Below are 22,290 nucleotides of genomic sequence, written 5' to 3'. Positions count from 1 at the left end.
ATCGATTCGGTACAGACTTTAGATACTGAAATTCGACTTCATCGTCGCTAATCTCTTTGGAAACGGGGTTATTGGACATCCCGTCGTATCCACAGTTGAGACTCATGACATCGATCGCAGACATCGAGATTCCGGCGGACGGAACCGGGACCGGCGAACTGTTCGAGGCCGTACCGTCACTGACCTGTGAAATGGAGCGGGTGATCGCCTCGAGCGGCCACGGGCTCTGGCTTTCGGGCCCCTCGCAGGACGAGATCGAGACGGCGCTCGACGATGCGTCCGCCATCGGGGCGTACTCGCTGATCAACAGCGAGGACGACCGCTGGCTCTACGACATCGAGTTCGAACCCGACGCCGTCGACGTCTTCGAACTGGTCCTGGAGAAGGGCGGCACGGTGCTGAGCGCCTCGGCCTCGGGAGAAACGTGGCTGTTGAGTATCCGGTTTGCCGAGCGGGAGGGCGTCAGTTCGCTGTACGACCGCCTCGACGAGGCGGACGTCACGCCGACGATCGTTCGCCTGTTCGACCTCGAGGAAGAGACCCACAGCCAGTGTGGCCTCACCGCTCGACAGTACGAAACGCTCGTCGCGGCCATCGACCACGGCTACTTCGAGATCCCCCGCGAGGTATCGATGCAGGAACTGTCCGAGGAACTGGGCATCTCCCACCAGGCCCTCTCGGAGCGACTCCGCCGGGCCTACCGCGCGCTGGTCACCTCGGAACTGAACGTTTCCGAGGACGAGACCGTCGCACCCCCGGTCCCCTCGAACTGACGCGGCCGCAGTGCCGTCACGCCGTCTCGGGTCCGTCCAACTCGGTCCCGGACACGCTCGATGTTTTCGCACCGACGTCGCCGTTCCCAGCGTTGGCGTCCGGATAGCCGTTTTAGTTCCTCCGAGAGCCATCTCCGCGCCGCAGCGTTCCGAATGCGCTCGGGTCGTCCGAAGCCGACGTACCAACTACCGTTAAGAATCCGGCGGACGATCCTCGAGTATGCACGTCGATAGCGAGGACGACGTCCTCCGGATCGCGTTCGACCGACCGGCTGCGCTCAACGCCATGACGAAAGAGATCGCCGTAACGCTGGCCGACACCATCGAGGACGCCTCTCCCGCGGCGTACGACGCGATCGTCATCACCGGCGAGGGCGACGCGTTCAGCGCCGGCGGCGACCTCGAGTCGCTCTCCGAGCAGCCCGAGACGACCCGCGAGGCCTACACGGAGGTCGAGGAGAGTTTCGGTCGCGTCGTCGAGGCGATGCTCGAGTGCCCCGTCCCGATCGTCGCGAAGGTCAACGGCGACGCCATCGGCGCCGGGTTGTCGATCGTCGCGCTGGCCGACATCGCCTACGCCGCCGCGGACGCGACCTTCTCCTGTGCGTTCGTCCGGATCGGCCTGATTCCCGACACCGGCGGCACGTTCATGCTGCCCCGCATCGTCGGCCTGCGGGCCGCCAAGAAGCTCGCCTTTACCGGCGAGTTCTTCGACGCCGAGCGGGCGGCCGATCTCGACTTGCTCAACGAGGCGGTTCCCGCCGACGAACTCGACGACCGGGTCGACGAGACCCTCGAGCAACTTCGCCGCCGGCCGACCGAAACCATCGGCATGATGAAGGGAGCGATGCACGAGAACCTCGGCCGCCACTGGTCGGAGGCGCTGGACTACGAGAACCTCGTCCAGGTGCAGGCCCGTACCTCCGACGACCACGCCGAAGGCGTCGCCGCCTTCCTCGAGGACCGAGAGCCCGATTTCGACACCTGAGCCGGCGTCGAATCATCAATTTTCCGTCACTCGGGCCGCAAGCCACCGCAAGCACCACAATCATCCTTTTTGTTGTCATACTAGTAGAATGCAATGTCTCCACAGTTTACCGACGACGACGTCGGCAAGACCGTCGTCAACGCGAACGGCGACGAGGTCGGCCTCATCGCGGACGTCGAACACGGCACAGCACACGTCGAACCGGACCCCGGAATTACAGACACGATCAAGGCTAAACTCGGCTGGGGCGGCACCGACGAAGACTCCTACCCGCTCCAGGAGGAGTCGGTAGCCCGCGTAACGGACGACGAGGTCCGCCTCGAGAGCGAACTCTCGAGCAGCGCCGGCGGCGGCGCGACGAGCGCCGGTGGCACGACCGACCTCGACGCGGGCGCGACGGGAACGACCGATACCGGTACCGACCGCGGCGACGATGACCTGATCGGCGACGACGACCGTCGCTCCGACGATGACGGCCTTATCGGTGACGACAATGACGACGATTCCCTGATAGGAGATGACAACGATCGCCGCTCCGATGACGATGGGCTGATCGGTGACGACAGCGACGACGGTTCGCTGATCGGTGACGACAACGACCGCCGCTCGGACGACGATGGCCTGATCGGCGACGACGACAATCGCGGCACCAATGACGACGATCTCATTGGGGACGACAACGATCGCCGATCCGACGACGACGGCCTGATCGGCGACGACGATAGCCGCTCCGACGATGATGGCTTCATCGGCGACGATGACGATGACGACGATTCGTTGCTGGGCGACGATGACGACCGCCGCTCCGACGACGACGATACGATCGGCAGCGACACCCGATAGCCGGTCGTCCCGTCGACGTTCGCCGACGTCTCCCGGTCGGTTCTCGAGCCGAGTCGTTTTTTCGCGGTCACGTCCGCTCCCGATTCGTCGATCGCACCGGCTGTCCGGAGTGTCGAGCGCGTCGATCGGCCGATAGGGCGCCCCTCGAGGACCGCCGTGAGGTGTCAGGACTCCGAATCCGGTTGGCCGTGGGTCACGCCGTCGCGGTCGTCGGCGCGCATGCGTCGCAGGGCGGCGCGCGCGTTGCTGGCCTCGTAGCCGAAGAAGACGTCGTTGCCGTAGTTCTCCGCGACTTCGATCGCGTGAATCAGGTTGTCGATGTCGACGTTTACCGCGTACAGCTCGATATCGAACGGCGTCTCGAGCGCGCTCTCGAACCCCTTCGCGATGGTCTCGAGCCAGTAGGTCGTCTCGTAGGCGGTGTCGTAGAGGGGGACGACGAACTCGTCGACGTGCTCCTCGACGGCCGCGAGGTCGATGCCGGCCCGTTCGTAGAGGTGGCCCGGGTAGGGATCGGGGTAGAGCGTCATGTAGACGTCGCCGGGGATGCGGTCGACGGCGTCTTCGACGAACGCCGTGATGACGCTCGCCCGCCACTCCATGCGGTCGTCGTACTCGCTCCGCTCGAATTCCCGCTCGCAAACGCCGCAGCGACAGTACTCCGCCCGCGGAAAGCCGATGTCGTCGAGGCGGACGTCCGGGTTCGCGTCGACGCAGTCGTCGATGATGTCGAACAGGCCCTCGCGGTAGTCCTCGCGGGAGGGACAGATGTAGGCCCAGTCGAAGTACTCCCGCTCCCGGTCGGCCGGCCGTCCCATGTCGTCGACGGGAACCAGCGACGGATCGGCGTCCGCGGCGGCGTTGTCGCCGAAACAGGAGACCATGTTCACGCCGTCTTCGATCGGTTCGGCGGACCGGCCGGTGACGTCCTTGACCTCGTAGAAGCCGCGATCGAACTCCGGCCACCGGACTTCCGCAGCGTTGCGCGTGACGACGCCGTACATACCTTGGAGTACGGTGCCGCGCCCGTAAGCCGTTCGGAATCGACCGGTGATCGTCCGCGGACGGTCACCGACGGCTCGACCGCGCGGAGACGACGCGTCCCGCGCGGTCGCGGTGGCGAGCGATCTGTTTGCGGGGTTATTCGACCGGTTCGTACTCGACCTCTTCGATGTCGACGTCGGAAGAGCCGCTCGAGACGACTTTCCACAGGACGGCGATGACGAACAGGGCGATGACGATTTTCACTGTACGGGACATGTACGTCCGAACGGTCTCTCGGCATCCACTTAGATATTCTGGATACGTCGCTCAAAATGAAGAACGGTTTGCCGGTTGGGACCCGCGGGACCGAACTCGTTCCGGCGTCGCCTCGAGTCGTCAATGGTACCGCAGAGCCGACGACGCCGATGCGATGGCGGGTGCGCGTGGCGATCGACGGTAACCGACCCGATCAGGTTTCGATCAGCGACGCGAGTTCTTCCCGGGCGATCGTCCCGCAGTAGCTACAGCGCACGCCGTCCTCGAGCACCTCGAACCGGGAGGTGACCGGTTCGTCGCCGGTCGTGATACAGCCGGTGTTGGGACAGGACAACACCCCTTCGACGATCTCGGGGGGTTCGACGCGGTGTTTCTCGATCACCTCGTAGTCGCGGACGATGTTGATCGTCGCGTCCGGCGCGATCAACGAGAGCACGTCGACCTCGTCCTGGCTGAGTTCCCGCCCCTCGACCTTCACGATGTCCTTGCGCCCGAGTCGATCGGAGGGGACGTTCATCCCGACCGAGAGCTCCTCGCCCTCGCTACCGTCGATGCCGAGAATCGCCAGCACGTTCAGCGCCTGCCCGCCGCGGACGTGGTCGATCACGGTCCCGTCGCGGATCTTGCTGACCCGGAGTTCGTGATCGTCGTTCCCGTCGTGGTGCTCGTGATCGTCACTCATCACCATCACCTCCGAGCGCGCCGCCGGCCCCGTCGTCGCTCAAAAACAGATCGAGCAGCGCCATCCGAACCGGGACGCCGTTGTGGGCCTGATCGAAGTAGGCCGCGTGATCGGTCTCGTCGATCGCCGGCGCGATCTCGTCGACTCGCGGGAGCGGGTGCATGATCGTCAGGTCGTCGCTCGCCGCCTCGAGGTCCTCGGGGCCGATCTGGTACTCGCCGGCGACCTTCTGGTACTCCTGCTCGTCGGGGAACCGCTCGCGCTGGATCCGGGTCACGTAGAGGACGTCCAGCGACGGCAGGACTTCCTCGAGCGAGTCGTGTTCGCGGATTCCGGCGCCGTCGTCGGCCTGATGGAGGTCGTAGACGACCTCGCGGGGCAGCTGCAGGCTCTCCGGGCTGACGAAGTGCTGGCGGACGTCGAAGTTCGTCAGCGCGTGGGCCAGCGAGTGGACGGTCCGGCCGTACTTCAGATCGCCCATGATTCCGACGGTGAGGTCGTCCAGCCCGGCGTTCTCCCGGATCGTGTAGAGATCCAGCAGCGTCTGCGTGGGGTGGTGGCCCGCTCCGTCGCCCGCGTTCAACAGCGGCACGTCGACGTACTCGCTGGCCATCGTCGCCGCCCCCTGCTTGGGATGGCGCAGGACGAGCGCGTCGGCGTACCCCTCGATGACGCGGACGGTGTCGGCGAGCGTCTCCCCTTTCTTCACGCTCGAGGACTCGACCGAACCCATGTCGACGACGTCGCCCCCGAGGCGTTTCATCGCGGTCTCGAAGCTCATCTTCGTCCGCGTACTCGGCTCGAAGAAGAGCAGTCCGAGCAACGTGTTCGCGTGGCGGTCGGCGACGGCCGACGGGTCGGCGTCGATCTCGGCCGCCCGGTCGAGGACGGTCTCGATGTCCTCCCGCGAGAGCTGTTTGCTCGTGATGAGGTGATCGTGGCGCATTCGTTCGTGTTAGCTCTTGGCGCCCTCTTGAATCTCTCCATTCGGCGTCGTCGGCCGGCCGGTCGACGCCGGTTCCACAGACCGCCGACGGCACCGATCGTCCTCGAGGGCCGGTATCCGGTTGACTGGATCCGCTGATGGCGCGGTGATGGCCCGGCGATGGCGTTTTGATCAGTGGAAAGTATAGTCATATCTGCGCGACTGAGTCGAAGCCAAAGAGTTATGCGGGCGCTTCGGTAATTGGTCTCAATTGTATGGTCGGTCGGTTGGATACCGGGATCGACGTTCTCGATCGCAAACTCGACGGCGGGCTTCCACCGGGCTGTATCGTCGCGTACACAGCCGAAGCAGCCAGCCAGTCGGAGCTCCTGCTCTACGAGCTGACGGCCGCTCGCGGCACCCTGTATCTGACGACCGAGCGCTCGGACGACGCCGTCCGTCACGCGATCGAATCCTCCCCCTCGGAGGTCGGTAGCCCGACCGTCCGCCAGGTCACCGGCGACGACCCCCTCGAGGAGGCGACCCGCCTGATCGGGGCCCTCCCCGACGGCGCGAACCTCATCGTCGACACGATGGACGTCCTCGAGCGGTCCGACACCGGCGCGTACATCGACTTCCTCAACGAACTCAAGTCCCAGATGCTCGACACCGGCTCCATCGCCGTCCTCCACTGCCTGAAGGGCAACGCGCCGACGAACCGGTCGCGGACCCAACACGCCGCCGACGCCGTCTTCGATCTCCGGACCGAGATCGCCGGCACCGAACTCGAGAACCACCTGACGATCCCCAAGTTCCGCGGCGGCGCCCAGCCGACCGACGCGATCAAACTCGAGTTGACGGAGGAAGTCGCGATCGACACGAGCCGGGACATCGCCTGATCGGCAACTTCTCCTGCCAACATTTTGCTCTGCGCTCCCTCGTTTCGCTCGGTCGCTCGGCAAAATGTTGATTAAAAGCACTCCTCCCTCCCCTACGGGTCGGTCGTCGGCCCGCTCGCTCCCTTCGGTCGCTCGCGGTGAGTGCACACTTCTCCGCCTGTACTGATCGGTCGATGAGGTCGCTGGAACGGATACTTGCCCTCGTGGGTCTGCTCGAGCGTTTCGACAGCAACGGCTCTCGGTGACGACCAAAAACCGCGAAAAACGAACCGGATCTGCTTACTCCTCGGCGCCTTCGAGTTCTTCGACGATCTCGTCGGCGTCGACGTCGGCGTCCTCGAGGGCCTCCTCGATGTCGCCGCCGCCCATACCGCCCATGCCGCCCATCATACCGCCCATGCCCATGCCGCCCATGCCGTCGATGACCTCCTGGACGATGACGCGGTCGACGCCGACCTTCTCGATGACGTCCTGGCCGATCTGCTGTTTGCCCATCATCCACTGCTGGTTCATCGTCATCTGGGGCGTGGCCTCGAGGTAGAGCGTCTCCTTCTCGACGGTTTCGGTCTCGAACTCGGGCTCGGCGTCCTCGTCGTCATCTTCGTCGGGTTCGACGGGGACCTCCTCCTCGACCTCGTCCGTCTCGATCCAGAGCTCGGGCTCCATCCCGAGGTACATCTCGAACAGGCCGGCGGCCTGCTGTTCGCGGTCGTCGACCTCCTCGAGGACCTCGTACTCGTACTCGACGTCCTCGCCGGCCAGCGGGTGGTTGAAGTCGACGCGTGCGCGGCCGCCGATGATCGTGCTGATGTAGCCCTGCTGGCCGTCGATCTGCACGTTCGCGCCGGGGTAGCGGTCGTCCTCGTCGATCTTCTCGGCGCTGACGGTCTGGACGTCGTCGGGGTCGTACTCGCCGAAGGCCTCCTCGGCGGGGACGGTCACGGTCCCGGTGTCGCCGGGTTCGGAGCCGACGACCGCATCCTCGACGCCCTCGAAGATGTGGCCCTCGCCGAGGACGATCGTCCGCGGTTTGAACTCCTGACCCTGGTCGTCGACGCCCTCCTCCTCGGCGACCTCGGGGTCGGTCGTGTCGACCAGCTGGTCGTCGTCGGCGGTGTACGCCGTGTAGTCGAGTTCGACGAAGTCGCCCTCCTGAAGCCCCTCGGCTTCGGTCTCGGACTCGTCCTCGTCTTCGGCTACCTCATCTTCGACGTCATCGGCCTGCTCCTCGAGCTCGGCCTCCTGTTCCTCGGTCATACGTTGTACGTCCCGCCGTCAACATTTAAGGTACACGTTTTCACGCGAGATCGAGAGCGACCGATACTTACGAGCGCTGACCGTCTCTCCGCCCATGTACGAGGTCGAAGTGAAGGTTCCAGCGGACCTGACGGCCGTCCGGGATCGACTCGAGGCGCTCGAGTCCGACGACGCCGAACCGACGTCGCTGGGGACCGTCGTGCAGGCGGACACCTACTACGACGCGCCCCACCGGTCGTTCCCCGAGACCGACGAGGCGCTGCGCCTGCGCGCGGAGACGTGGACCGCCGGCGGCAGCGAGGCGGTCGAGGAGACCCGGATCACCTACAAGGGGCCGCTGCTGGACGACGAGTCCAAGAGCCGCGAGGAACACGAGACCGGCGTCGAGAACGGCGAGACGATGGACGCGGTCCTGACGAACCTCGGCTTCGAGGCCGCCGCGACGGTCCGCAAGGAGCGCGAGCGCTTCAGCCTCGAGGGGTACACGGTCACGCTCGACGCGGTCGACGACGTCGGCGAATACGTCGAGGTCGAGCGGGAGGTCGAGGACGAAGCCGACCTCGAGTCGGCCCGCGAGGGCGCCTACGAGGTGCTCGAGCGACTGGGGCTGGATTCCGACGACCAGATCCGAACGTCGTACCTCGGATTGCTGCTGGACTCCTGACCTCATCACCGGGCGACGTGACGCGCAGGTATTAGTGACAGTAAATTGGTCGATAACTCCCCGCAGTTATGAGACGACTCCGAAATCATATCCGCAAGTTATAGAACGACGCCTCGCCAACGGCCTGTAATGAGCGAGCGGAACATTCGGGTCGAATCGATCGACCGACAGGCAGTGGAGGATCAGCAAGTCGAAATCGTCGAGCGAAAAGGGATCGGTCATCCCGACTCGATCTGTGACGGCATCGCCGAGGCCGTCGCCGGCGCGCTGGCCCGCGAGTACCTCGATCGGGTCGGCGAGGTCCTGCACTTCAACACCGACGAGACGCAACTGGTCGCCGGCGAAGCGGCCCCCGCGTTCGGCGGCGGCGAGGTCGTCGACCCCATCTATCTGCTGATCGTCGGCCGCGCGACGAAACGCTACGAGGGCCAGATGATCCCCGCCGAGACCATCGCGCTGCGGGCCGCCCGCGAGTACCTCGAGTCCGAGATCCCCCAACTCACCGTCGGCGAGGAGATCGTCGTCGACGTGAAACTCGGCGAGGGCAGCGGCGACCTGCAGGAGGTCTTCGGCGAGGACGAAGTGAGCGTCCCGATGGCCAACGACACCAGTTTCGGCGTCGGCCACGCGCCCCTGACCGAGACCGAGCAGATCGTCCTCGAGGCCGAGCGGCGGCTCAACGGCGAGTTCGCCGAGGAGAACCCGTATCTGGGTCCCGACGTGAAGCTCATGGGCAAGCGCGAGGGCGACAAGATCGACGTCACCGTCGCCGCGGCGATGGTCGACGAGCACATCGCGGACATGGACGCCTACGTCGACGCCGTCGAATCCGTCCGCGAGTTCGTCTCGAGCGTCGCGAACGAGCACACCGACCGCGCGGTCGACATCCACGTCAACACGGCCGACGACTACGACGAGGGCTCGATCTACCTCACCGTCACCGGGACCTCCGCCGAACAGGGCGACGACGGTTCCGTCGGTCGGGGTAACCGCGCGAACGGCCTCATCACCCCCAATCGCTCGATGTCGATGGAGGCCACCAGCGGCAAGAACCCCGTGAATCACATCGGGAAGATCTACAACCTGCTCTCGACGGAGATCGCGGAGTCGGTCGTCGACGACGTCGACGGCATCCGCGACCTGCGCGTGCGACTGCTCTCCCAGATCGGGCGCCCGATCGATCAGCCCCACGTCGCCGACGTCGAGGTCGTCACGGACGAGGGCGTCGCGCTGGGCGACGTCGAGGGCGAGGTCGAGACCATCGTCGATCGGGAACTCGCCGACGTCACGGGGGTCACCCGTCGCGTGATCGAGGGCGAACTCTCGACGTTCTGACGAGGCCGGGCGTTCGATCTTGGTCGACTACAGGGCCCCGCCGTAACGGCGCTTGCCCGGCCGAGACGGTCGTCTCGAGTCGGTCACGGTGACCGGTTCCGACAGACCCTTTGGCCGCGGCGGAGTGGCCTTCGCATAGCGAGTTACGAATCGAAACGTCTCGAGAGCGATCGCCAGTGAAACGCCCCGCGTCAGGTTCGAACCGCGTCGTCCTCGCCGTCGTCGCCAGTACCTTCTTCGTCGGCTTCGGCGGCGGCGTGATCTTTCCGATCCTGCCGAATCTGGGCGAGGTGCTCGGAATCTCGGCGTTCATGGTCGGCCTCATCCTGAGCGCCAACCGGTTCACGCGACTCGTGGCCAACGCGCCGGCCGGCGTCCTCGTCGACCGGATCGGCACCCGGACGCCGTTCATCGCGGGACTGGCGATCGAGGGCGTCGCGACGTTCATGTACGTCGTGGCGATCCTCTCGTCGTTCCCCGAGTTCTGGTTCATGGTCGCCCGGATCCTCTGGGGGATCGGCAGCGCGCTCGTCTTCGCGACCGCCTACACGATCACCGCCGACGTCAGCGAGGCCGAGTCGCGGGGGACGAGCATGGGGATCGTTCGCGCGGGGATCACCTTCGGCTTCCCCGCGGGGCTGGTGCTGGGCGGCGTCGTCAGCGACCTCTGGGGCAACGTCGAGGCGTTCGTCCTCGCGGCCTCCTTCGCCGGACTCGCGAGCGTGATCGCGTACGTCATCGTTCCCGAGACGCACGTCGAGGGCGAGCAGCGGGCGATCAAACCCTGGGACGTCGAACGGAGCGTCCCGGCGCTGACGATCGGACTCGTCAACTTCGGGCTCTACTTCGCGTACATCGGCGTCCTCTTCTCGACGCTGGTCCTGCTGCTCGACGCGCGGGCCGTCTCCATCTTCGGGCTCGACGCGCAGGGCTCGTCGGGGATGCTGATGGCCGTCACGGTGCTGGCGGGATCGGTGTTCACGCTCGGCGGCGGCGCGCTCTCGGACGCCGTCGGCGCGCGCGTCCCCGTCATGCTCGCCTTTCTGGTCACCTCCTGCGTCGGCTTCGCCGTCCTCGCCTTCGGCTCGCGGTTCGAGGTGCTGGTCCTCGCGTGCCTCCTGATCGGCGCCGGACAGGGCGGGGTCGGCGGCCCGCTGACGGCGCTGCTGGCCGATCTCACGCCCGAGGAGCGCGTCGGCCGCGCCATGGGAACGAACAACGTCTTCGGCGACGTCGGCGGCGGCCTCGGACCGATGGTCTCCCTCCCGCTGGTCGATACGCTCGGCTTCGAGTTCATCTACGCGGCCAGCGCCGTCGTGCCGATGCTCGCCGGCGTGGTACTGGTCATCGGTATCTACGTCCACACCGGCAGCGTAAGTCCGACCGTCGGCGAGTCCGTCGGCTGACGGCTCGAGGTTCACCGTCGGACGGCCGCTCCCTCGCGACCCATCTACTGGCGTGTGGTAACAGCTATCTATTCTGGCCGCCTCTAGTGGGACACGTTCTCGCCGCCCCGTCTCCTCGAGAGCCCGCGAGCGACGCGAGGGCGTATTCAGGAGGAATACCATGGCAGCAACAGCGATCGAACGGGAGAACGTACGGATCGTCCGCGACTACGTGACCGAGATCTGGCAGGACCACCGGTTCGACCGGGTGCCGGAGTTCGTCGCCGACTCGGTCATCTACGACGACCCCACGCTATCGACGCCGGTCCGGGGACCCCGCGAGTTGTACGCGCACCTCCGCCGAACGAAATCGTCGTTCTCGGACTTTCACGTCGCGATCGACGCGCTCGTCGCCGAGGGCGACGTCGTCGCGTCCGAGTGGACGCTCACGGCGATCCACGACGGGCCGATGGGTGTGATTCCGCCGACCGGCCGTCGGCTACAGGTTCGGGGGATGTCGATCCACCGCCTCGAGGACGACAAACTCGTGGCGGATCGCGCGTACTGGGACGTGGCCGAGGTCCGGACGCAACTCGGCCTCGACGTCCCGGCAATCCTGGGACAGCTGCCGAAACTGGCGTGGCGGAAACTGACCGGTCCGCGGTAGGCGCCCGCCCGTCTTCGACTCGAGCGCGCCCGCAATCCGCGCCACCCTCGTAATCCCCTTATAGCCGGGGCCGACTATCACAGTCCATGCACCCTCCGGGAGCCGATACCGTCCTCGTCCGCCACGGGGACCTCAACACCAAGAGCGACACCGTCAAGCGGTACATGGTGGGGATTCTCGCCGAGAACGTCGAGGCCCTGCTGGCCGACCGGTCGATCCCCGGCGAGGTCGAACGCCGGTGGAATCGACCGCTGGTCCACACGACCGAGGACGCCGTCGCGGACGCGACCGACGCCGTGACCGACGCCTTCGGCGTGGTCTCCGCGAGTCCAGCCCTGACCGTCGGCACCGAGAAGGCGACCATCGTCGACGCGCTGGCCGAAATCGCCCGCGAGCGGTACGACGGCGGGACGTTCGCGGTCGACGCGCGTCGGGCGAACAAGCAGGTACCCTACGACAGCGAGGAGCTGGCCCGCGAGGGCGGTACCGCTATCTGGGAGGCCGTCGAGGACGAGTTCGAGCCCGAAGTCGACCTCGACGACCCCGACGTCACCTTCGGCGTCGAAGTTCGCGACGAGAGCGCCTTCGTCTACCTCGAAAAGGCCCCGGGGCCGGGCGGACTCCCCCTCGGCGCCCAGGAACCGGTCGTCGCGCTGGTCAGCGGCGGGATCGACTCGCCCGTCGCAGCCTACGAGATGATGAAGCGCGGGAGTCCGATCGTCCCGGCGTACGTGGATCTCGGCGACTACGGCGGAGTCGACCACGTGGCCCGCGCGATGGACACCGTCCGGACGCTTTCGGAATACGCGCCCAACTTCGACATGCAGGTCTACGAGATTCCGGGCGGCGAGGCCGTCGACCTGCTGGTCGCGGAGATGGAACAGGGACGGATGCTCTCGCTCCGGCGCTTCTTCTACCGGGCCGCCGAGACGCTCGCCGAGCGCGTCGACGCCCACGGCATCGTCACCGGCGAGTCGGTCGGCCAGAAGTCCAGTCAGACCGTCCAGAACCTCGGGGTGACCAGCCGCGTCACCGACCTCCCGATCCACCGCCCGCTGCTCACCAGCGACAAACAGGACATCGTGGCTCAGGCCCGCGAGATCGGCACGTACACCCAGTCGACGATCAACGCCGGCTGCAACCGCGTCACCCCCGACCGCGTCGAGACCAACGCCCGCCTCGAGCCGCTGCTCGAGCACGAACCCGACGACCTGCTCGAGCGCGCCGAGGAAGCGGCGCGGAACGCGGAACTGGTCGAGCCGTGAGTCGATCGCGAGAAACCGCGTTTCGATCGGGAGGGTCCCGATCCGACGTCGACATCTCAGGTTTGGCGACGTTCCGTAATCCCCATTACGCCGACGCACGCACTGCAAGCTAGTGACCCGCGTCTGTCTCATCGGGAAGGACGACTGCAACCTTCAGTACGAACTCCTCTCCCGAGAGACGTCCCGCGAGGCGCTCGCGACCTACGACCTGACGCGCCCCTTCGAAAACTCGCTCGCGCTGCGGACGGTCAGCGTCGGCGCTGCCGTCTCCTTGCTGAACGACCTGAACTGGTACCTCATCCGCTTCGTCGACGAGGCGCTCGTCTTAGAGCCCAGCGTCAGCGAGGAGGAGTGGCTCTCGCGGCCGCTGGCGAAGGCGTTGCGCAACGGCGAGATCGAACCCGCCGGGACCGCCGAGTTCTGCAAGATCTACGGCCTCGAGCGGGTCGGCCCGGAGCCGGTAGCCGACACCGACGCGGACGGCGCCGCCACTGCGGATTCGAGCGATTCGAGGAACGGAAGCGGCGGGACCGACTCGAACGATTCGGCCGACTCGAGCGTCGACACGACAGCAGACGACGACGCGACCGCAGACGACGACACGACAGCAGACGACGACACGACAGCAGACGACGACGCGACCGCAGACGACGCGACGCCAACCCACGACACGACCTGGCGGCTGGTCGAACCGCTGTACGTGCGCCGGACCGGCGGCGAGCTTCCCGAGTACGACCTCCGGGACGTCGAGGACACGCTCGTCGTTCGCGTAACCGAGGCCGAACACTCGCCGTGAGGCTCCGTCTCCCAAACCGATAGCCGACACGAGGGCACCGTTCGTCTCGCGCTCGAGACGTGCGGGCGTCTCGAGGTCGTCGGCAAAATGCTCGCTTCCTCAGTCGTCTCGTTCTGCCGAGATCACGCGTCTTCGTCCGGCTCGGGCGCCGATTCGCTCGAACTATCGACGGCCATACCGAACTCGTGCGAGGTGCCGTCGTGGCCGACGATCGTTACGGACGCCTCGGTTAGCGGTTCGCCGTCGAACGTCGCCCGGACGAGTTGACCGACGGAGATCATCTGCGTCCCGCCGACGTCGCTCGATCCCTCGTCGTCCGACGTCTCGGTGACGGCCGCTTCGATGGTGAGGGTCCCCTCGTGGTCTCCGTCGCCGTCTCTACCCTCTTCAGTTGGCGCGTCAACCGCCACCGTCTCGAGCGCGAGTTCGTAGTTCAGTTGCGGCGCTTCGGCCTCGAGGGCCAGCAGGACCGAGTCGTCGAACACGGTGTCGGCGACGAACTCGAGGTACTCCTCCTCGTCGAGACCGCGTTCCGCGAGCCAGCTATCGGCGCGGTCGGCGTCGACGAAGAGCGTCCCGGCGGGATCGACGGGCTTGTTTCGGGTGAAGGCGGTGGCGTCGTACGTCTCGAGGCTGCTCGATCCGGTTCCGTCGTCGGATTCACCGTCGGACCCGGCGGATCCCGGCCCGTCGTCGCTGGGGCTGTCACCGTTGCCGTCGTCGTTCTCGCCGTTCCCCGACGTGCCCATCTGGTCGAGGCAGCCGGCGGTGAGGGCGACCAGGCCGGCGGTTCCACACAGGACCGTTCGTCGCGATCGATCCGTCATTACTCGCAGTGAGACGCGCACACCGCAAAGGGGTTGGCCAAGGTAAAAGAACGATTTTCGCTACGCGGCTCGAGACCCGATCGGTGGCCGCTCGAAGCGTCGGACCAGGCGAGCCGGCCGTCAGTCGAACAGCCCGGTCGAGAGGTACCGCTCGCCGCTGTCCCAGAAGACGGTGACCACGAGCGGACAGTCGTCGGCCTGCCGGCCGCCGTCGGGTTCGGGCGTCGCAGCGGAGTCGTCGAACGCGCCGGAGACGGTCGGGCAGTCGAGGTCCGGCTCGGCGATCTCGCGGGCGATCCGCTGAGAGACCAGACTCGTCGCACCGCTGGACTGGCCCACGAGGATCCCTTCCTCGCGAGCGAGGCGCCGACACTCGTCCTCGGCGTCCTCGAGTTTCACCGTCTCGACGCGGTCGAGCAGGTCGAGGTCGAGGTTGTCGCTGACGAAGCCCGGCCCCATCCCCTGGAAGTCGTCGCTGCCGGACTCGCCCGTCGAGAGGACGGCGTTGCGCGCCGGTTCGACGGCGACGACGTCCATCTCGGGGAACTCCTCGCGGAGCCGTCTACCAGTGCCCGAGATGGTGCCGCCGGTGCCGACGCCCGCGACGAAGGCGTCGATCTCCCGGTCGCCAACCTGTTCGACGATCTCCTCGCCGGTCGTCTCGTAGTGGGCCTCGGGGTTGGCGGGGTTCTCGAACTGGCCCAGTAGGATCGCGCCCTCGGCCTCGAGTTCGTCCGCTCGAGCGCGGGCGTCCTCCATGTCGCCCTCGACGAGCTCGAGTTCGGCGCCGTAGGCGGCCATGATTCGCCGGCGCTCTTCGGACTTGTCCGCCGGCATCACGATCGTCAGGTCGTAGTCGCGGGCGGCCGCGACCAGCGCGAGGCCGATGCCGGTGTTGCCGCTGGTCGGTTCCACGAGCCGGTCACCGGGTTCGATCAGGCCGTCGCGCTCGGCGGCCCGGATCATCTCGCGGGCCGGCCGGTCCTTGGCCGAGCCACCGGGGTTGAACGATTCGATCTTGGCGGCGACCGTCACGCCCTCCGGCGAGTCGACCTGGACGAGCGGCGAGCCGATAGTGTCCAGGATGCTGCCCTTCATTGGCAACCCCTAGGGAGTCGAGCCATATACTGTTTATTGTACCGAGTTATGCGAATTCACCGATAGTCGGTGAATTCGCTCACTGACGTACAGTAAACAGTATAAACCCGATACTGGACGGAGGCAGGACGTGGCGGTGTACCGGTGGCGGCGTCGTGCGATCACCGAAACGGCAACACGGTCGGGCGAATCGTCCGCTCGAGCGCCGATTACGCCGAGGAAGCTAGCGTCGTCTCCGCCCCGTCGATTCGCTCCTCCGCGTACGCGTCGGCCGCGTCCAGGACCGTCGTTCCCCGATCGTCGGCGCGTTCGATCAACTCGAGCAGGCGGTCGCCGATCGCGGCCGCCTCGTCGTAGGCCTCCTCGCGAGTCCCGCCGAGGTGCTCCTTTGCGACCGTGATCAGGCCGCCGGCGTTGAGCACGTAGTCCGGCGCGTACAGCACGCCACGGTCGCGGAGTTCGTTCGCGTGTCGTCGCTCGGCGAGCACGTTGTTCGCCGCTCCGGCGACGATGTCGCACTCGAGCGTCGGGATCGTGTCGTCGTTGACGACGCCGCCGACCGCACAGGGCGCGAAGACGTCGCAGTCCCGTTCGTACACCGCCTCGGGCGCCACCGTCTCGACGTCGTGGTCACGAGCGAACGCTTCGACCGCGTCGGCATCGATGTCGCTGACGGTCACCGCGGCGCCCTCCGCGAGCAGTTCCTCGGCGAGCGATCGGCCGACCTTGCCGAGCCCCTGAATCACGACTTCGCGGTCGGACAGCGAGCCGGTGCCGTAAACGGCCTCCGCGCAGGCCCGAATGCCGTGGAACGCGCCGTGAGCCGTGATCGGCGACGGATCGCCCAGTCCGTCGCTCGTGCCGACGACGGAGTCGGTCGTTTGCGCGATGACGTCCATGTCCTCGACGCTGGAGTTGACGTCGACCGACGTGATATAGCGCCCGCCCAGGCAGTCGATGGCCCGACCGTAGGCCTCGAGCAGCGCCTCCGTCTTTATCGCCGGCGGGTCGCCGACGATGACGGCCTTGCCGCCGCCGAGTGGCAGGTCCGCCGCGGCCGCCTTGTAGGTCATCGCCTGCGAGAGGCGACAGACGTCCGCGAGCGCGTCGTCCTCCGTATCGTAGTCGAAAATGCGGGTTCCGCCGAGACTGGGGCCGAGGCTCGTGTCGTGGATCGCGACGATCGCTCGCAATCCCGTCTCGGGATCGGTGAAATAGGATACCTGTTCGTGTCCCGAATCGGCCGTCAGCTCGAATACCATAGTAATATATCTTTTGTTTAGTGTGAAAATTGCTTCGGATCGCTCGAGCGCTCCGGGCCCTCGTCGGCTCGTCCTTCGATGCCGTCGGACGAATCGGGAAACCGCTGCCAGAAACACCGTCGTTAAGCCGTCGGACTCGCTACCGAGACGTATGAGTCTCGAGACCATGCGACCGAATCCCACGTGGGACGCCGCCTCCTACGAGGACGCGGTCGACACGCTCGAAGCGCACAACGACGAACTCGTCTACAAGGTGTGGGGCGGCGACTGGTGTAAGGACTGCCGGAAACTCCTGCCGGATTTCGGCGCGACCCTCGAGGCCGCCGACGTTCCCGAGGATCGAATCCAGGAGTTCTCCCTCGACCGGGACAAGCAGGGGCCCGGCGTCGAGGAGTACGACGTCGAACTCATTCCGACCATCGTGGTGGAGCGCGCGCCCGGCGGCGCGGCCGACGCCGGCGAGGAGGTCGCCCGGTTCGTGGAATCCGAGGACCTGCCGCCGGCGGTCTGGCTCGCTGCGCGACTCGAGGAAGAACTGTAGCGAACGCCGTCGGGATCGGACGCGTTCGAAGGTCATATCAACGAACTAACTTTTCGAGAGACGGCCGCCGTTCGTCGCAAATCCTGTATGGAGGACGTATGTTTATCACCGATACTCACAATAGTCGACGTATGAAGTCTCGTATCAAACGCGTTCTGCTCCGGGCCCGGTACGCTGCGATCGGTGCAGCGGTCGGCGCCGCGATCGGATCGGTCTTCAGTCGAAACGCCGCGAGTACCGGCGGTGCGATCGGTGCCATGGTCGGCGCGACGGTCGCGGACACCCGCGACACCGCGACGACGTTCCTCGAGGAGGCCACGGAGACGGACCTCAACCCGCTCTCCGACGGCGACGCCGAGAACTGAATCGTCAATCGCTCGCTCGGCCGCTCCGACTCGCGTCCGCCCCGCGGTCTCGAGTGTCGGCGTCCGACGGGCGACTCACCGAAACGAATAGTTTCTTCGTTTGATACAATCGGGTATGGTCGAGTTCGTCACGCCGCCACCGCTCGAGCCCGGCGATCGGATCGCCGTCGTCGCGCCCGCTTCGAACCGCGCGACCGACTACCCGCACGTCTACGAGCTCGGACTCGAGCGCCTCCGCGAGACCTTCGACCTCGAACCGGTCGAGTATCCGACGGCGTCGAAAGACGACGAGTACCTCGCCGATCACCCCGAGGAACGCGCCCGGGACGTGATGGACGCCTTCGCCGACCCCGACGTTCGGGGCGTGATCACCACCATCGGCGGCGACGATCAGATCCGGATCCTCGAGCACCTCGATCCCGAGGTGCTCCGGGCGAACCCGACCCGGTTCTACGGCTACAGCGACAACACGCAACTCGCGCTCTCGCTGTGGAACCTCGGCATCGTCTCCTACTACGGGCCGAGCGTCATCGTCGAACTCGGGATGGACGGCCACCTGTTCGACCACACGGTCGAGTACACCCGACGCGCGTTCTTCGACGAGTCGTTCGGCCGCCTCGAGCCGGCCGACGAGTTCACCGACGAACCCGGCGACTGGGCCGATCCGGACTCGCTCGAGACGCCCCGCGGGACCGAACCGAACCCGGGCTGGACGTGGTTCGGCGGCGAAAGCGAGGCGACAGCCTCGAACGACACGAGCGGCGAGCAGCCGCGAGGTCACGAGGCCGTTTCGGGCCGCGTCTGGGGCGGCTGTCTCGAGAGCATCGAGCAGCGCCTGCTCGCCGACCGGGAGCTGCCCGACGCCGACGCCCTCGAGGGGGCGATCCTCGCCATCGAGACGTCCGAGGAGGTCCCGCCCCACACCTGGGTCGCGCGTGTACTCGCAGCCCTGGGCGAGCGCGGACTCCTCGAGCGCTTCGACGGCGTGCTGGTCGGCCGCCCGGCGGCGCGCTCGCACCTCGAGGACCGGCCGCCGGCGGAACGCGAGGCCTACCGGGCGGACCAGCGGGAGGCCATCCGGACCGTCCTCGAGCGCTTCAACCCCGACGCGCCGGTCGTCTTCGATCTCGACTTCGGGCACACGTGGCCGACGACACCGATCCCGATCGGCGGCCGCGTCGAGATCGATCCGGGGACCGAGACGATCCGATTCGAGTAACGGTGGCCGTCCCGACTCGAGTAATGGCGAGCGACCCGATTCGAGTAATGGCAAGCGCTCCGACCCGAGTGGCGGTGACCGGCGCGGTCAGTTCGCCCCGGTTCGAGCCAAGGGCGCGATGCAATCAGTGATCGTCGTCGCCCTCGAGCGCGGCCCGACGAAGACACTCGCCCTCCTCGCTGTTCACCGTTAGCTCGGGGACCGTCGTCGGCTCGTTGTGCTCGTCGATCGCCACGTAGACGAAGTAGGACTCGGTCGTCTGCTCGCGTTCCCGCGTCCGCAGGTCCTCGCGCTCGGTGACCAGCCGGACCTTCACGCTCGAGGTGCCGGCGTCGTAGACGTAAGCGGTGATAAACGCCGTATCGCCCACGTGAATCGCCCGCTCGAAGTTCATCTGATTGACGCGTGCGGTGACGCAGGTTTCACCGGAGAACAACATCGCCGACATCGCCCCAACTTCGTCCATCCACTTCATCACGTTCCCGCCGTGGGCCGTCTCGAGCATGTTCGCGTGGTTGGGTTGCACCATCTCGCGGTTCTCGACCAGCGTCTCCAGCAGATCGGTCATCGGTCGCCGTTGTGCGAGGAGGCAAATCCGTCCACCGACTCGAGTCAGGTCCGGCTACTGACTCGAGTCCAACCCGTCCACTCACTCGAGTCCGACGCCGGTCGGTCCACCGCTGTATGCCGATATATGCACCGCGGAACCCGTCGCATTTATTTTTCTAGCCACTCCGATACTGGTAAAAGTCGTCGCCGAGTTGACCCGCTAATGAGCGATGCAGGCGACGCCGACGTGCCGGAACCGCCGACCCCACCGGCGGAGGGTCGGGGATCCGTGCACGTCCTCGGGACGGCCCACGTCTCGAAAGCGAGCGTCGACGAAGTTCACGAAACGATCGATCGCGAGAACCCGGACGTCGTCGCCGTCGAACTCGACGAGAACCGCTACCGGCAGATGCAGGGCGGCGCGCCGGACGACATCGAGGCGAAGGATCTCCTCTCGGGGAACACCGTCTTCCAGTTTCTGGCCTACTGGATGCTCTCCTACGTCCAGTCTCGTCTCGGCGAGCGATTCGATATCGAGCCCGGTGCGGACATGCGCGCGGCCATCGAGGCCGCCGAACGCAACGGCAGCGGCGTCGCGCTCGTCGACCGCGACATCCAGATCACGATCCAGCGGTTCTGGCGCGGGCTGTCGTTCACCGAGAAGCTGAAGATGGTCGGCGGCCTCGCGCTCGGCGTCACCGATCCGCGCACGATCGGCCTCACCTTCGGCGCGGTCGGCGGCATCTTACTCGGGCTCGTCTTCGCCGCGTTCCTCGCCCCGCTGTTCGGACTCGGCGAGCTACTGATGCTCGGTCTCTCCGGCACTGCGGCGGTACCGTACGTCGGCGCCGTCGCCGTCGGCGCCCTCGGCGGTGCGCTCCTCGGCCTGCTCGTGCTCCCGTCGATCGAGTCGGCCAGCAAGTCGACCGGGGGCTTCCTCAGTGGCCTCTCGTTGCGAATCCTCGCCGGGGTCGGCCTCGGAATCGCGGCCTGTCTCGCGCTCGTCGCGACCGAAACCTTCGTCGGCCCGTTCTCCGCGGCGACGTTCGCGGGCGCCGGAACCTACGCGATCCGCGGGACCGTCGGCGTGCTCGCCGGCCTCGGCGTCGGCGTCGCCGTCGGCGCCGTCGTCGGACTCTTCCTCGACGCGAACAGCGGCGATGTCGAGGAGATCGACGAGGTCGACCTCGAGGAGATGACCGACGGCGACGTCGTCGGCGCGATGATGGAGGAGTTCCGCCAGTTCAGCCCCCGCGGCGCGAACGCGCTGATCGACGAACGCGACGCCTACATCGCCGAGCACCTCCACGAACTCCGCGAGCAGGGGTACGACGTCCTCGCGGTCGTCGGCGCCGGTCACAAGGCGGGTATCGAACGCCACCTGGCCAACCCGTCGGAGATCCCCCCGCGCGAGTCGCTGACCGGGGTCGCCTCGGGCCGTCGGTTCTCGCCGCTGAAGATCGTCGGCTACCTGCTCATGTTCGGGTTCGTCGCGTTCTTCTTCCTGCTGGTCATGGCGGGCGTCCAGAACGCGTTCCTGCTCCAGTTGTTCGCGGCCTGGTTCCTGTTCAACGGGATCTTCGCGTTCACGCTTGCCCGACTCGCGGGCGCCCGCTGGACCAGCGCCGGCGTCGGCGGCGCCGTCGCCTGGCTGACCAGCATCAATCCGCTGCTGGCGCCCGGCTGGTTCGCCGGCTACGTCGAACTCAAACACCGGCCGGTCAACGTGCGGGACATCCAGACGCTCAACGAGATCATCGGCGACACCGAGCGGCCGATCGACGAGGCGCTGACCGAGATGTTCGACGTGCCGCTGTTCCGGCTCATCATGATCGTCGCGCTGACCAACGTGGGGAGCATGATCGCCTCGTTCCTGTTCCCGGTCGTCGTGTTGCCGTGGCTGGCACCCGAGATCGGCGGCGTCGGCGCCCTCATCGGCGAACTCTTCAACGGGGCCCGGAACACGCTCGAGCTCCTCCGGGGGCTGCTGACATGAGCGTCGAAACGAATCGCCGGTCGGAGACGGAACTGACCTTCAGCGACAGGGAACTGATCGATCTCGCGCTGGCGTGGGTGACCCTGTCGGTCGCGTTCGCCTTGCTGTTCGCCCCGATCCATCGGGGCGGGATCGACGTCGGCTACTTTCTGGCGATGGTCGCGCTGAGTTTCGTCACCGTCGGCGTCGCGTTCCTCCTGCACGAACTCGCCCACAAGGTCGTCGCGATCGAGCACGGACAGATCGCCGAGTTCCGCGCGGACTACCAGATGCTGTTCCTGGCGCTGATGGGCGCGCTCGTCGGCTTCCTCTTCGCCGCGCCGGGAGCCGTCTACCACCGGGGCCAAATCTCCCAGCGGGAGAACGCGATGGTCGCCCTCGCGGGGCCGATCACCAACCACCTGCTGGCGCTCATGTTCCTGCCGCTGATGATCTTCCCCGGCATCGTCGGGACCGTCGGCCAGATGGGCGTCTGGATCAACCTCTTCCTGGCCGCGTTCAACATGATCCCCTTCGGCCCGCTCGACGGGAAGTCGGTCTACGACTGGCACAAGGGCGTGTTCCTCGCCGTCTTCGTGCCGACCGCTCTCGTCGCGGGCTACGTGATCGTGTTCGTCGGTCCGTTCTGACCGCTCGAGGGGTCGCGCCCGTTCGAACGGACCGGTGACCTTTTGCTCACCCCGAGAGGTCGTTC

At 66.5% G+C, this 22,290-nt stretch carries 23 protein-coding genes; 15 read left to right on the top strand and 8 right to left on the bottom strand.

Annotation, left to right across the window (positions count from 1 at the left end; all coding sequences use genetic code 11):
- The first annotated feature begins 104 nt into the window (after positions 1-104).
- The 3 genes from J0X25_RS33970 to J0X25_RS33960 all read left to right on the top strand — a co-directional run bounded on the left by J0X25_RS33970 (position 105) and on the right by J0X25_RS33960 (position 2,604).
- Entirely contained in the window at positions 105-773 is a 669-nt protein-coding gene (locus J0X25_RS33970) for a helix-turn-helix domain-containing protein (RefSeq protein WP_207288311.1), read from the top strand.
- A 220-nt stretch (positions 774-993) separates the two neighbouring features.
- Positions 994-1,761, top strand: coding sequence for an enoyl-CoA hydratase/isomerase family protein (locus tag J0X25_RS33965; RefSeq protein ID WP_207288310.1), 768 nt, complete (start codon positions 994-996; stop codon positions 1,759-1,761).
- A 93-nt stretch (positions 1,762-1,854) separates the two neighbouring features.
- Entirely contained in the window at positions 1,855-2,604 is a 750-nt protein-coding gene (locus J0X25_RS33960; RefSeq protein ID WP_207288309.1) for a hypothetical protein, read from the top strand.
- Positions 2,605-2,768: 164 nt separating this feature from the next.
- On the opposite strand, the gene J0X25_RS33955 is transcribed toward J0X25_RS33960, so the two are convergent.
- The 3 genes from J0X25_RS33955 to pyrB all read right to left on the bottom strand — a co-directional run bounded on the left by J0X25_RS33955 (position 2,769) and on the right by pyrB (position 5,492).
- Positions 2,769-3,608 (bottom strand): hypothetical protein, encoded by an 840-nt coding sequence (locus tag J0X25_RS33955; RefSeq protein ID WP_207288308.1) that lies wholly within the window; start codon positions 3,606-3,608, stop codon positions 2,769-2,771.
- 449 nt (positions 3,609-4,057) lie between these two features.
- A complete protein-coding gene (gene pyrI, locus J0X25_RS33950) occupies positions 4,058-4,546 on the bottom strand; it encodes an aspartate carbamoyltransferase regulatory subunit (protein ID WP_207288307.1) in 489 nt (162 codons plus the stop codon).
- Complete coding sequence (gene pyrB, locus J0X25_RS33945) at positions 4,539-5,492, bottom strand: aspartate carbamoyltransferase (RefSeq protein ID WP_207288306.1); 954 nt, start codon at positions 5,490-5,492, stop codon at positions 4,539-4,541. Before pyrB ends, pyrI begins: the two co-directional genes overlap by 8 nt.
- Positions 5,493-5,746: 254 nt before the next feature.
- Here pyrB and J0X25_RS33940 point away from each other — a divergent pair, with 254 nt between their 5' ends.
- Entirely contained in the window at positions 5,747-6,370 is a 624-nt protein-coding gene (locus J0X25_RS33940) for an RAD55 family ATPase (RefSeq protein WP_207288304.1), read from the top strand.
- Positions 6,371-6,649: 279 nt separating this feature from the next.
- On the opposite strand, the gene J0X25_RS33935 is transcribed toward J0X25_RS33940, so the two are convergent.
- Positions 6,650-7,627, bottom strand: a complete 978-nt coding sequence (locus J0X25_RS33935) for an FKBP-type peptidyl-prolyl cis-trans isomerase (RefSeq protein WP_207288303.1) — start codon at positions 7,625-7,627, stop codon at positions 6,650-6,652.
- Between the two features lie 94 nt (positions 7,628-7,721).
- On the opposite strand from J0X25_RS33935, the gene cyaB reads away from it, so the two are divergent.
- The 6 genes from cyaB to J0X25_RS33905 all read left to right on the top strand — a co-directional run bounded on the left by cyaB (position 7,722) and on the right by J0X25_RS33905 (position 13,739).
- The gene (gene cyaB / locus J0X25_RS33930) at positions 7,722-8,291 is read left to right on the top strand and encodes a class IV adenylate cyclase (protein WP_207288302.1); all 570 of its coding nucleotides are present in this window, start codon (positions 7,722-7,724) and stop codon (positions 8,289-8,291) included.
- Between the two features lie 129 nt (positions 8,292-8,420).
- The gene (locus J0X25_RS33925; RefSeq protein ID WP_207288301.1) at positions 8,421-9,626 is read left to right on the top strand and encodes a methionine adenosyltransferase; all 1,206 of its coding nucleotides are present in this window, start codon (positions 8,421-8,423) and stop codon (positions 9,624-9,626) included.
- A 176-nt stretch (positions 9,627-9,802) separates the two neighbouring features.
- Positions 9,803-11,032 (top strand): MFS transporter, encoded by a 1,230-nt coding sequence (locus J0X25_RS33920; RefSeq protein ID WP_207288300.1) that lies wholly within the window; start codon positions 9,803-9,805, stop codon positions 11,030-11,032.
- 160 nt (positions 11,033-11,192) lie between these two features.
- A complete protein-coding gene (locus J0X25_RS33915) occupies positions 11,193-11,678 on the top strand; it encodes an ester cyclase (RefSeq protein ID WP_207288299.1) in 486 nt (161 codons plus the stop codon).
- 86 nt (positions 11,679-11,764) lie between these two features.
- Positions 11,765-12,943, top strand: a complete 1,179-nt coding sequence (locus tag J0X25_RS33910) for a tRNA sulfurtransferase (RefSeq protein ID WP_207288298.1) — start codon at positions 11,765-11,767, stop codon at positions 12,941-12,943.
- 112 nt (positions 12,944-13,055) lie between these two features.
- Entirely contained in the window at positions 13,056-13,739 is a 684-nt protein-coding gene (locus J0X25_RS33905; RefSeq protein WP_207288297.1) for a DUF5804 family protein, read from the top strand.
- A gap of 122 nt (positions 13,740-13,861) precedes the next feature.
- Here the strand turns inward: J0X25_RS33905 and J0X25_RS33900 are convergent, their stop codons facing one another.
- The 3 genes from J0X25_RS33900 to J0X25_RS33890 form a co-directional block, all read right to left on the bottom strand.
- A complete protein-coding gene (locus J0X25_RS33900; RefSeq protein ID WP_207288296.1) occupies positions 13,862-14,566 on the bottom strand; it encodes a hypothetical protein in 705 nt (234 codons plus the stop codon).
- Between the two features lie 120 nt (positions 14,567-14,686).
- Positions 14,687-15,664 (bottom strand): PLP-dependent cysteine synthase family protein, encoded by a 978-nt coding sequence (locus J0X25_RS33895; RefSeq protein ID WP_207288295.1) that lies wholly within the window; start codon positions 15,662-15,664, stop codon positions 14,687-14,689.
- A 209-nt stretch (positions 15,665-15,873) separates the two neighbouring features.
- Positions 15,874-16,926 carry a Leu/Phe/Val dehydrogenase gene (locus J0X25_RS33890; RefSeq protein WP_207288294.1) on the bottom strand — a complete coding sequence of 351 codons (1,053 nt, stop codon included), beginning with the start codon at positions 16,924-16,926 and terminating at the stop codon, positions 15,874-15,876.
- Between the two features lie 151 nt (positions 16,927-17,077).
- Here J0X25_RS33890 and J0X25_RS33885 point away from each other — a divergent pair, with 151 nt between their 5' ends.
- The 3 genes from J0X25_RS33885 (at position 17,078) to J0X25_RS33875 (ending at position 19,051) form a co-directional block, all read left to right on the top strand.
- Positions 17,078-17,467, top strand: a complete 390-nt coding sequence (locus J0X25_RS33885) for a thioredoxin family protein (protein ID WP_207288293.1) — start codon at positions 17,078-17,080, stop codon at positions 17,465-17,467.
- A gap of 131 nt (positions 17,468-17,598) precedes the next feature.
- Entirely contained in the window at positions 17,599-17,832 is a 234-nt protein-coding gene (locus J0X25_RS33880) for a glycine zipper 2TM domain-containing protein (RefSeq protein WP_207288292.1), read from the top strand.
- Between the two features lie 115 nt (positions 17,833-17,947).
- A complete protein-coding gene (locus tag J0X25_RS33875; protein ID WP_207288291.1) occupies positions 17,948-19,051 on the top strand; it encodes a S66 family peptidase in 1,104 nt (367 codons plus the stop codon).
- A 124-nt stretch (positions 19,052-19,175) separates the two neighbouring features.
- On the opposite strand, the gene J0X25_RS33870 is transcribed toward J0X25_RS33875, so the two are convergent.
- Entirely contained in the window at positions 19,176-19,619 is a 444-nt protein-coding gene (locus J0X25_RS33870; RefSeq protein ID WP_207288290.1) for an acyl-CoA thioesterase, read from the bottom strand.
- A 204-nt stretch (positions 19,620-19,823) separates the two neighbouring features.
- On the opposite strand from J0X25_RS33870, the gene J0X25_RS33865 reads away from it, so the two are divergent.
- Together J0X25_RS33865 and J0X25_RS33860 are read left to right on the top strand one after the other, a co-directional pair.
- Positions 19,824-21,596, top strand: a complete 1,773-nt coding sequence (locus J0X25_RS33865; protein ID WP_207288289.1) for a TraB/GumN family protein — start codon at positions 19,824-19,826, stop codon at positions 21,594-21,596.
- Positions 21,593-22,225 carry a zinc metalloprotease gene (locus tag J0X25_RS33860; RefSeq protein ID WP_207288288.1) on the top strand — a complete coding sequence of 211 codons (633 nt, stop codon included), beginning with the start codon at positions 21,593-21,595 and terminating at the stop codon, positions 22,223-22,225. The genes J0X25_RS33865 and J0X25_RS33860 overlap by 4 nt, the downstream gene beginning before the upstream one ends.
- Positions 22,226-22,290 lie beyond the last annotated feature (65 nt).

The organism is Haloterrigena alkaliphila, assembly GCF_017352155.2.
Classification (GTDB): Archaea; Halobacteriota; Halobacteria; order Halobacteriales; family Natrialbaceae; genus Haloterrigena; species Haloterrigena alkaliphila.
The sequence above is the reverse complement of the archived record's forward strand: the minus strand, read 5'-3'. Positions and strand labels throughout refer to the sequence as shown.

Coding starts and splice junctions, on each gene's coding strand:
- J0X25_RS33970 (WP_207288311.1), top strand. CDS start 105: ATGACATCGATCGCAGACATCGAGATTCCGGCGGACGGAACCGGGACC.
- J0X25_RS33965 (WP_207288310.1), top strand. CDS start 994: ATGCACGTCGATAGCGAGGACGACGTCCTCCGGATCGCGTTCGACCGA.
- J0X25_RS33960 (WP_207288309.1), top strand. CDS start 1,855: ATGTCTCCACAGTTTACCGACGACGACGTCGGCAAGACCGTCGTCAAC.
- J0X25_RS33955 (WP_207288308.1), bottom strand. CDS start 3,608: ATGTACGGCGTCGTCACGCGCAACGCTGCGGAAGTCCGGTGGCCGGAG.
- pyrI (WP_207288307.1), bottom strand. CDS start 4,546: ATGAGTGACGATCACGAGCACCACGACGGGAACGACGATCACGAACTC.
- pyrB (WP_207288306.1), bottom strand. CDS start 5,492: ATGCGCCACGATCACCTCATCACGAGCAAACAGCTCTCGCGGGAGGAC.
- J0X25_RS33940 (WP_207288304.1), top strand. CDS start 5,747: ATGGTCGGTCGGTTGGATACCGGGATCGACGTTCTCGATCGCAAACTC.
- J0X25_RS33935 (WP_207288303.1), bottom strand. CDS start 7,627: ATGACCGAGGAACAGGAGGCCGAGCTCGAGGAGCAGGCCGATGACGTC.
- cyaB (WP_207288302.1), top strand. CDS start 7,722: ATGTACGAGGTCGAAGTGAAGGTTCCAGCGGACCTGACGGCCGTCCGG.
- J0X25_RS33925 (WP_207288301.1), top strand. CDS start 8,421: ATGAGCGAGCGGAACATTCGGGTCGAATCGATCGACCGACAGGCAGTG.
- J0X25_RS33915 (WP_207288299.1), top strand. CDS start 11,193: ATGGCAGCAACAGCGATCGAACGGGAGAACGTACGGATCGTCCGCGAC.
- J0X25_RS33910 (WP_207288298.1), top strand. CDS start 11,765: ATGCACCCTCCGGGAGCCGATACCGTCCTCGTCCGCCACGGGGACCTC.
- J0X25_RS33900 (WP_207288296.1), bottom strand. CDS start 14,566: ATGACGGATCGATCGCGACGAACGGTCCTGTGTGGAACCGCCGGCCTG.
- J0X25_RS33895 (WP_207288295.1), bottom strand. CDS start 15,664: ATGAAGGGCAGCATCCTGGACACTATCGGCTCGCCGCTCGTCCAGGTC.
- J0X25_RS33890 (WP_207288294.1), bottom strand. CDS start 16,926: ATGGTATTCGAGCTGACGGCCGATTCGGGACACGAACAGGTATCCTAT.
- J0X25_RS33885 (WP_207288293.1), top strand. CDS start 17,078: ATGAGTCTCGAGACCATGCGACCGAATCCCACGTGGGACGCCGCCTCC.
- J0X25_RS33880 (WP_207288292.1), top strand. CDS start 17,599: ATGAAGTCTCGTATCAAACGCGTTCTGCTCCGGGCCCGGTACGCTGCG.
- J0X25_RS33875 (WP_207288291.1), top strand. CDS start 17,948: ATGGTCGAGTTCGTCACGCCGCCACCGCTCGAGCCCGGCGATCGGATC.
- J0X25_RS33870 (WP_207288290.1), bottom strand. CDS start 19,619: ATGACCGATCTGCTGGAGACGCTGGTCGAGAACCGCGAGATGGTGCAA.
- J0X25_RS33865 (WP_207288289.1), top strand. CDS start 19,824: ATGAGCGATGCAGGCGACGCCGACGTGCCGGAACCGCCGACCCCACCG.
- J0X25_RS33860 (WP_207288288.1), top strand. CDS start 21,593: ATGAGCGTCGAAACGAATCGCCGGTCGGAGACGGAACTGACCTTCAGC.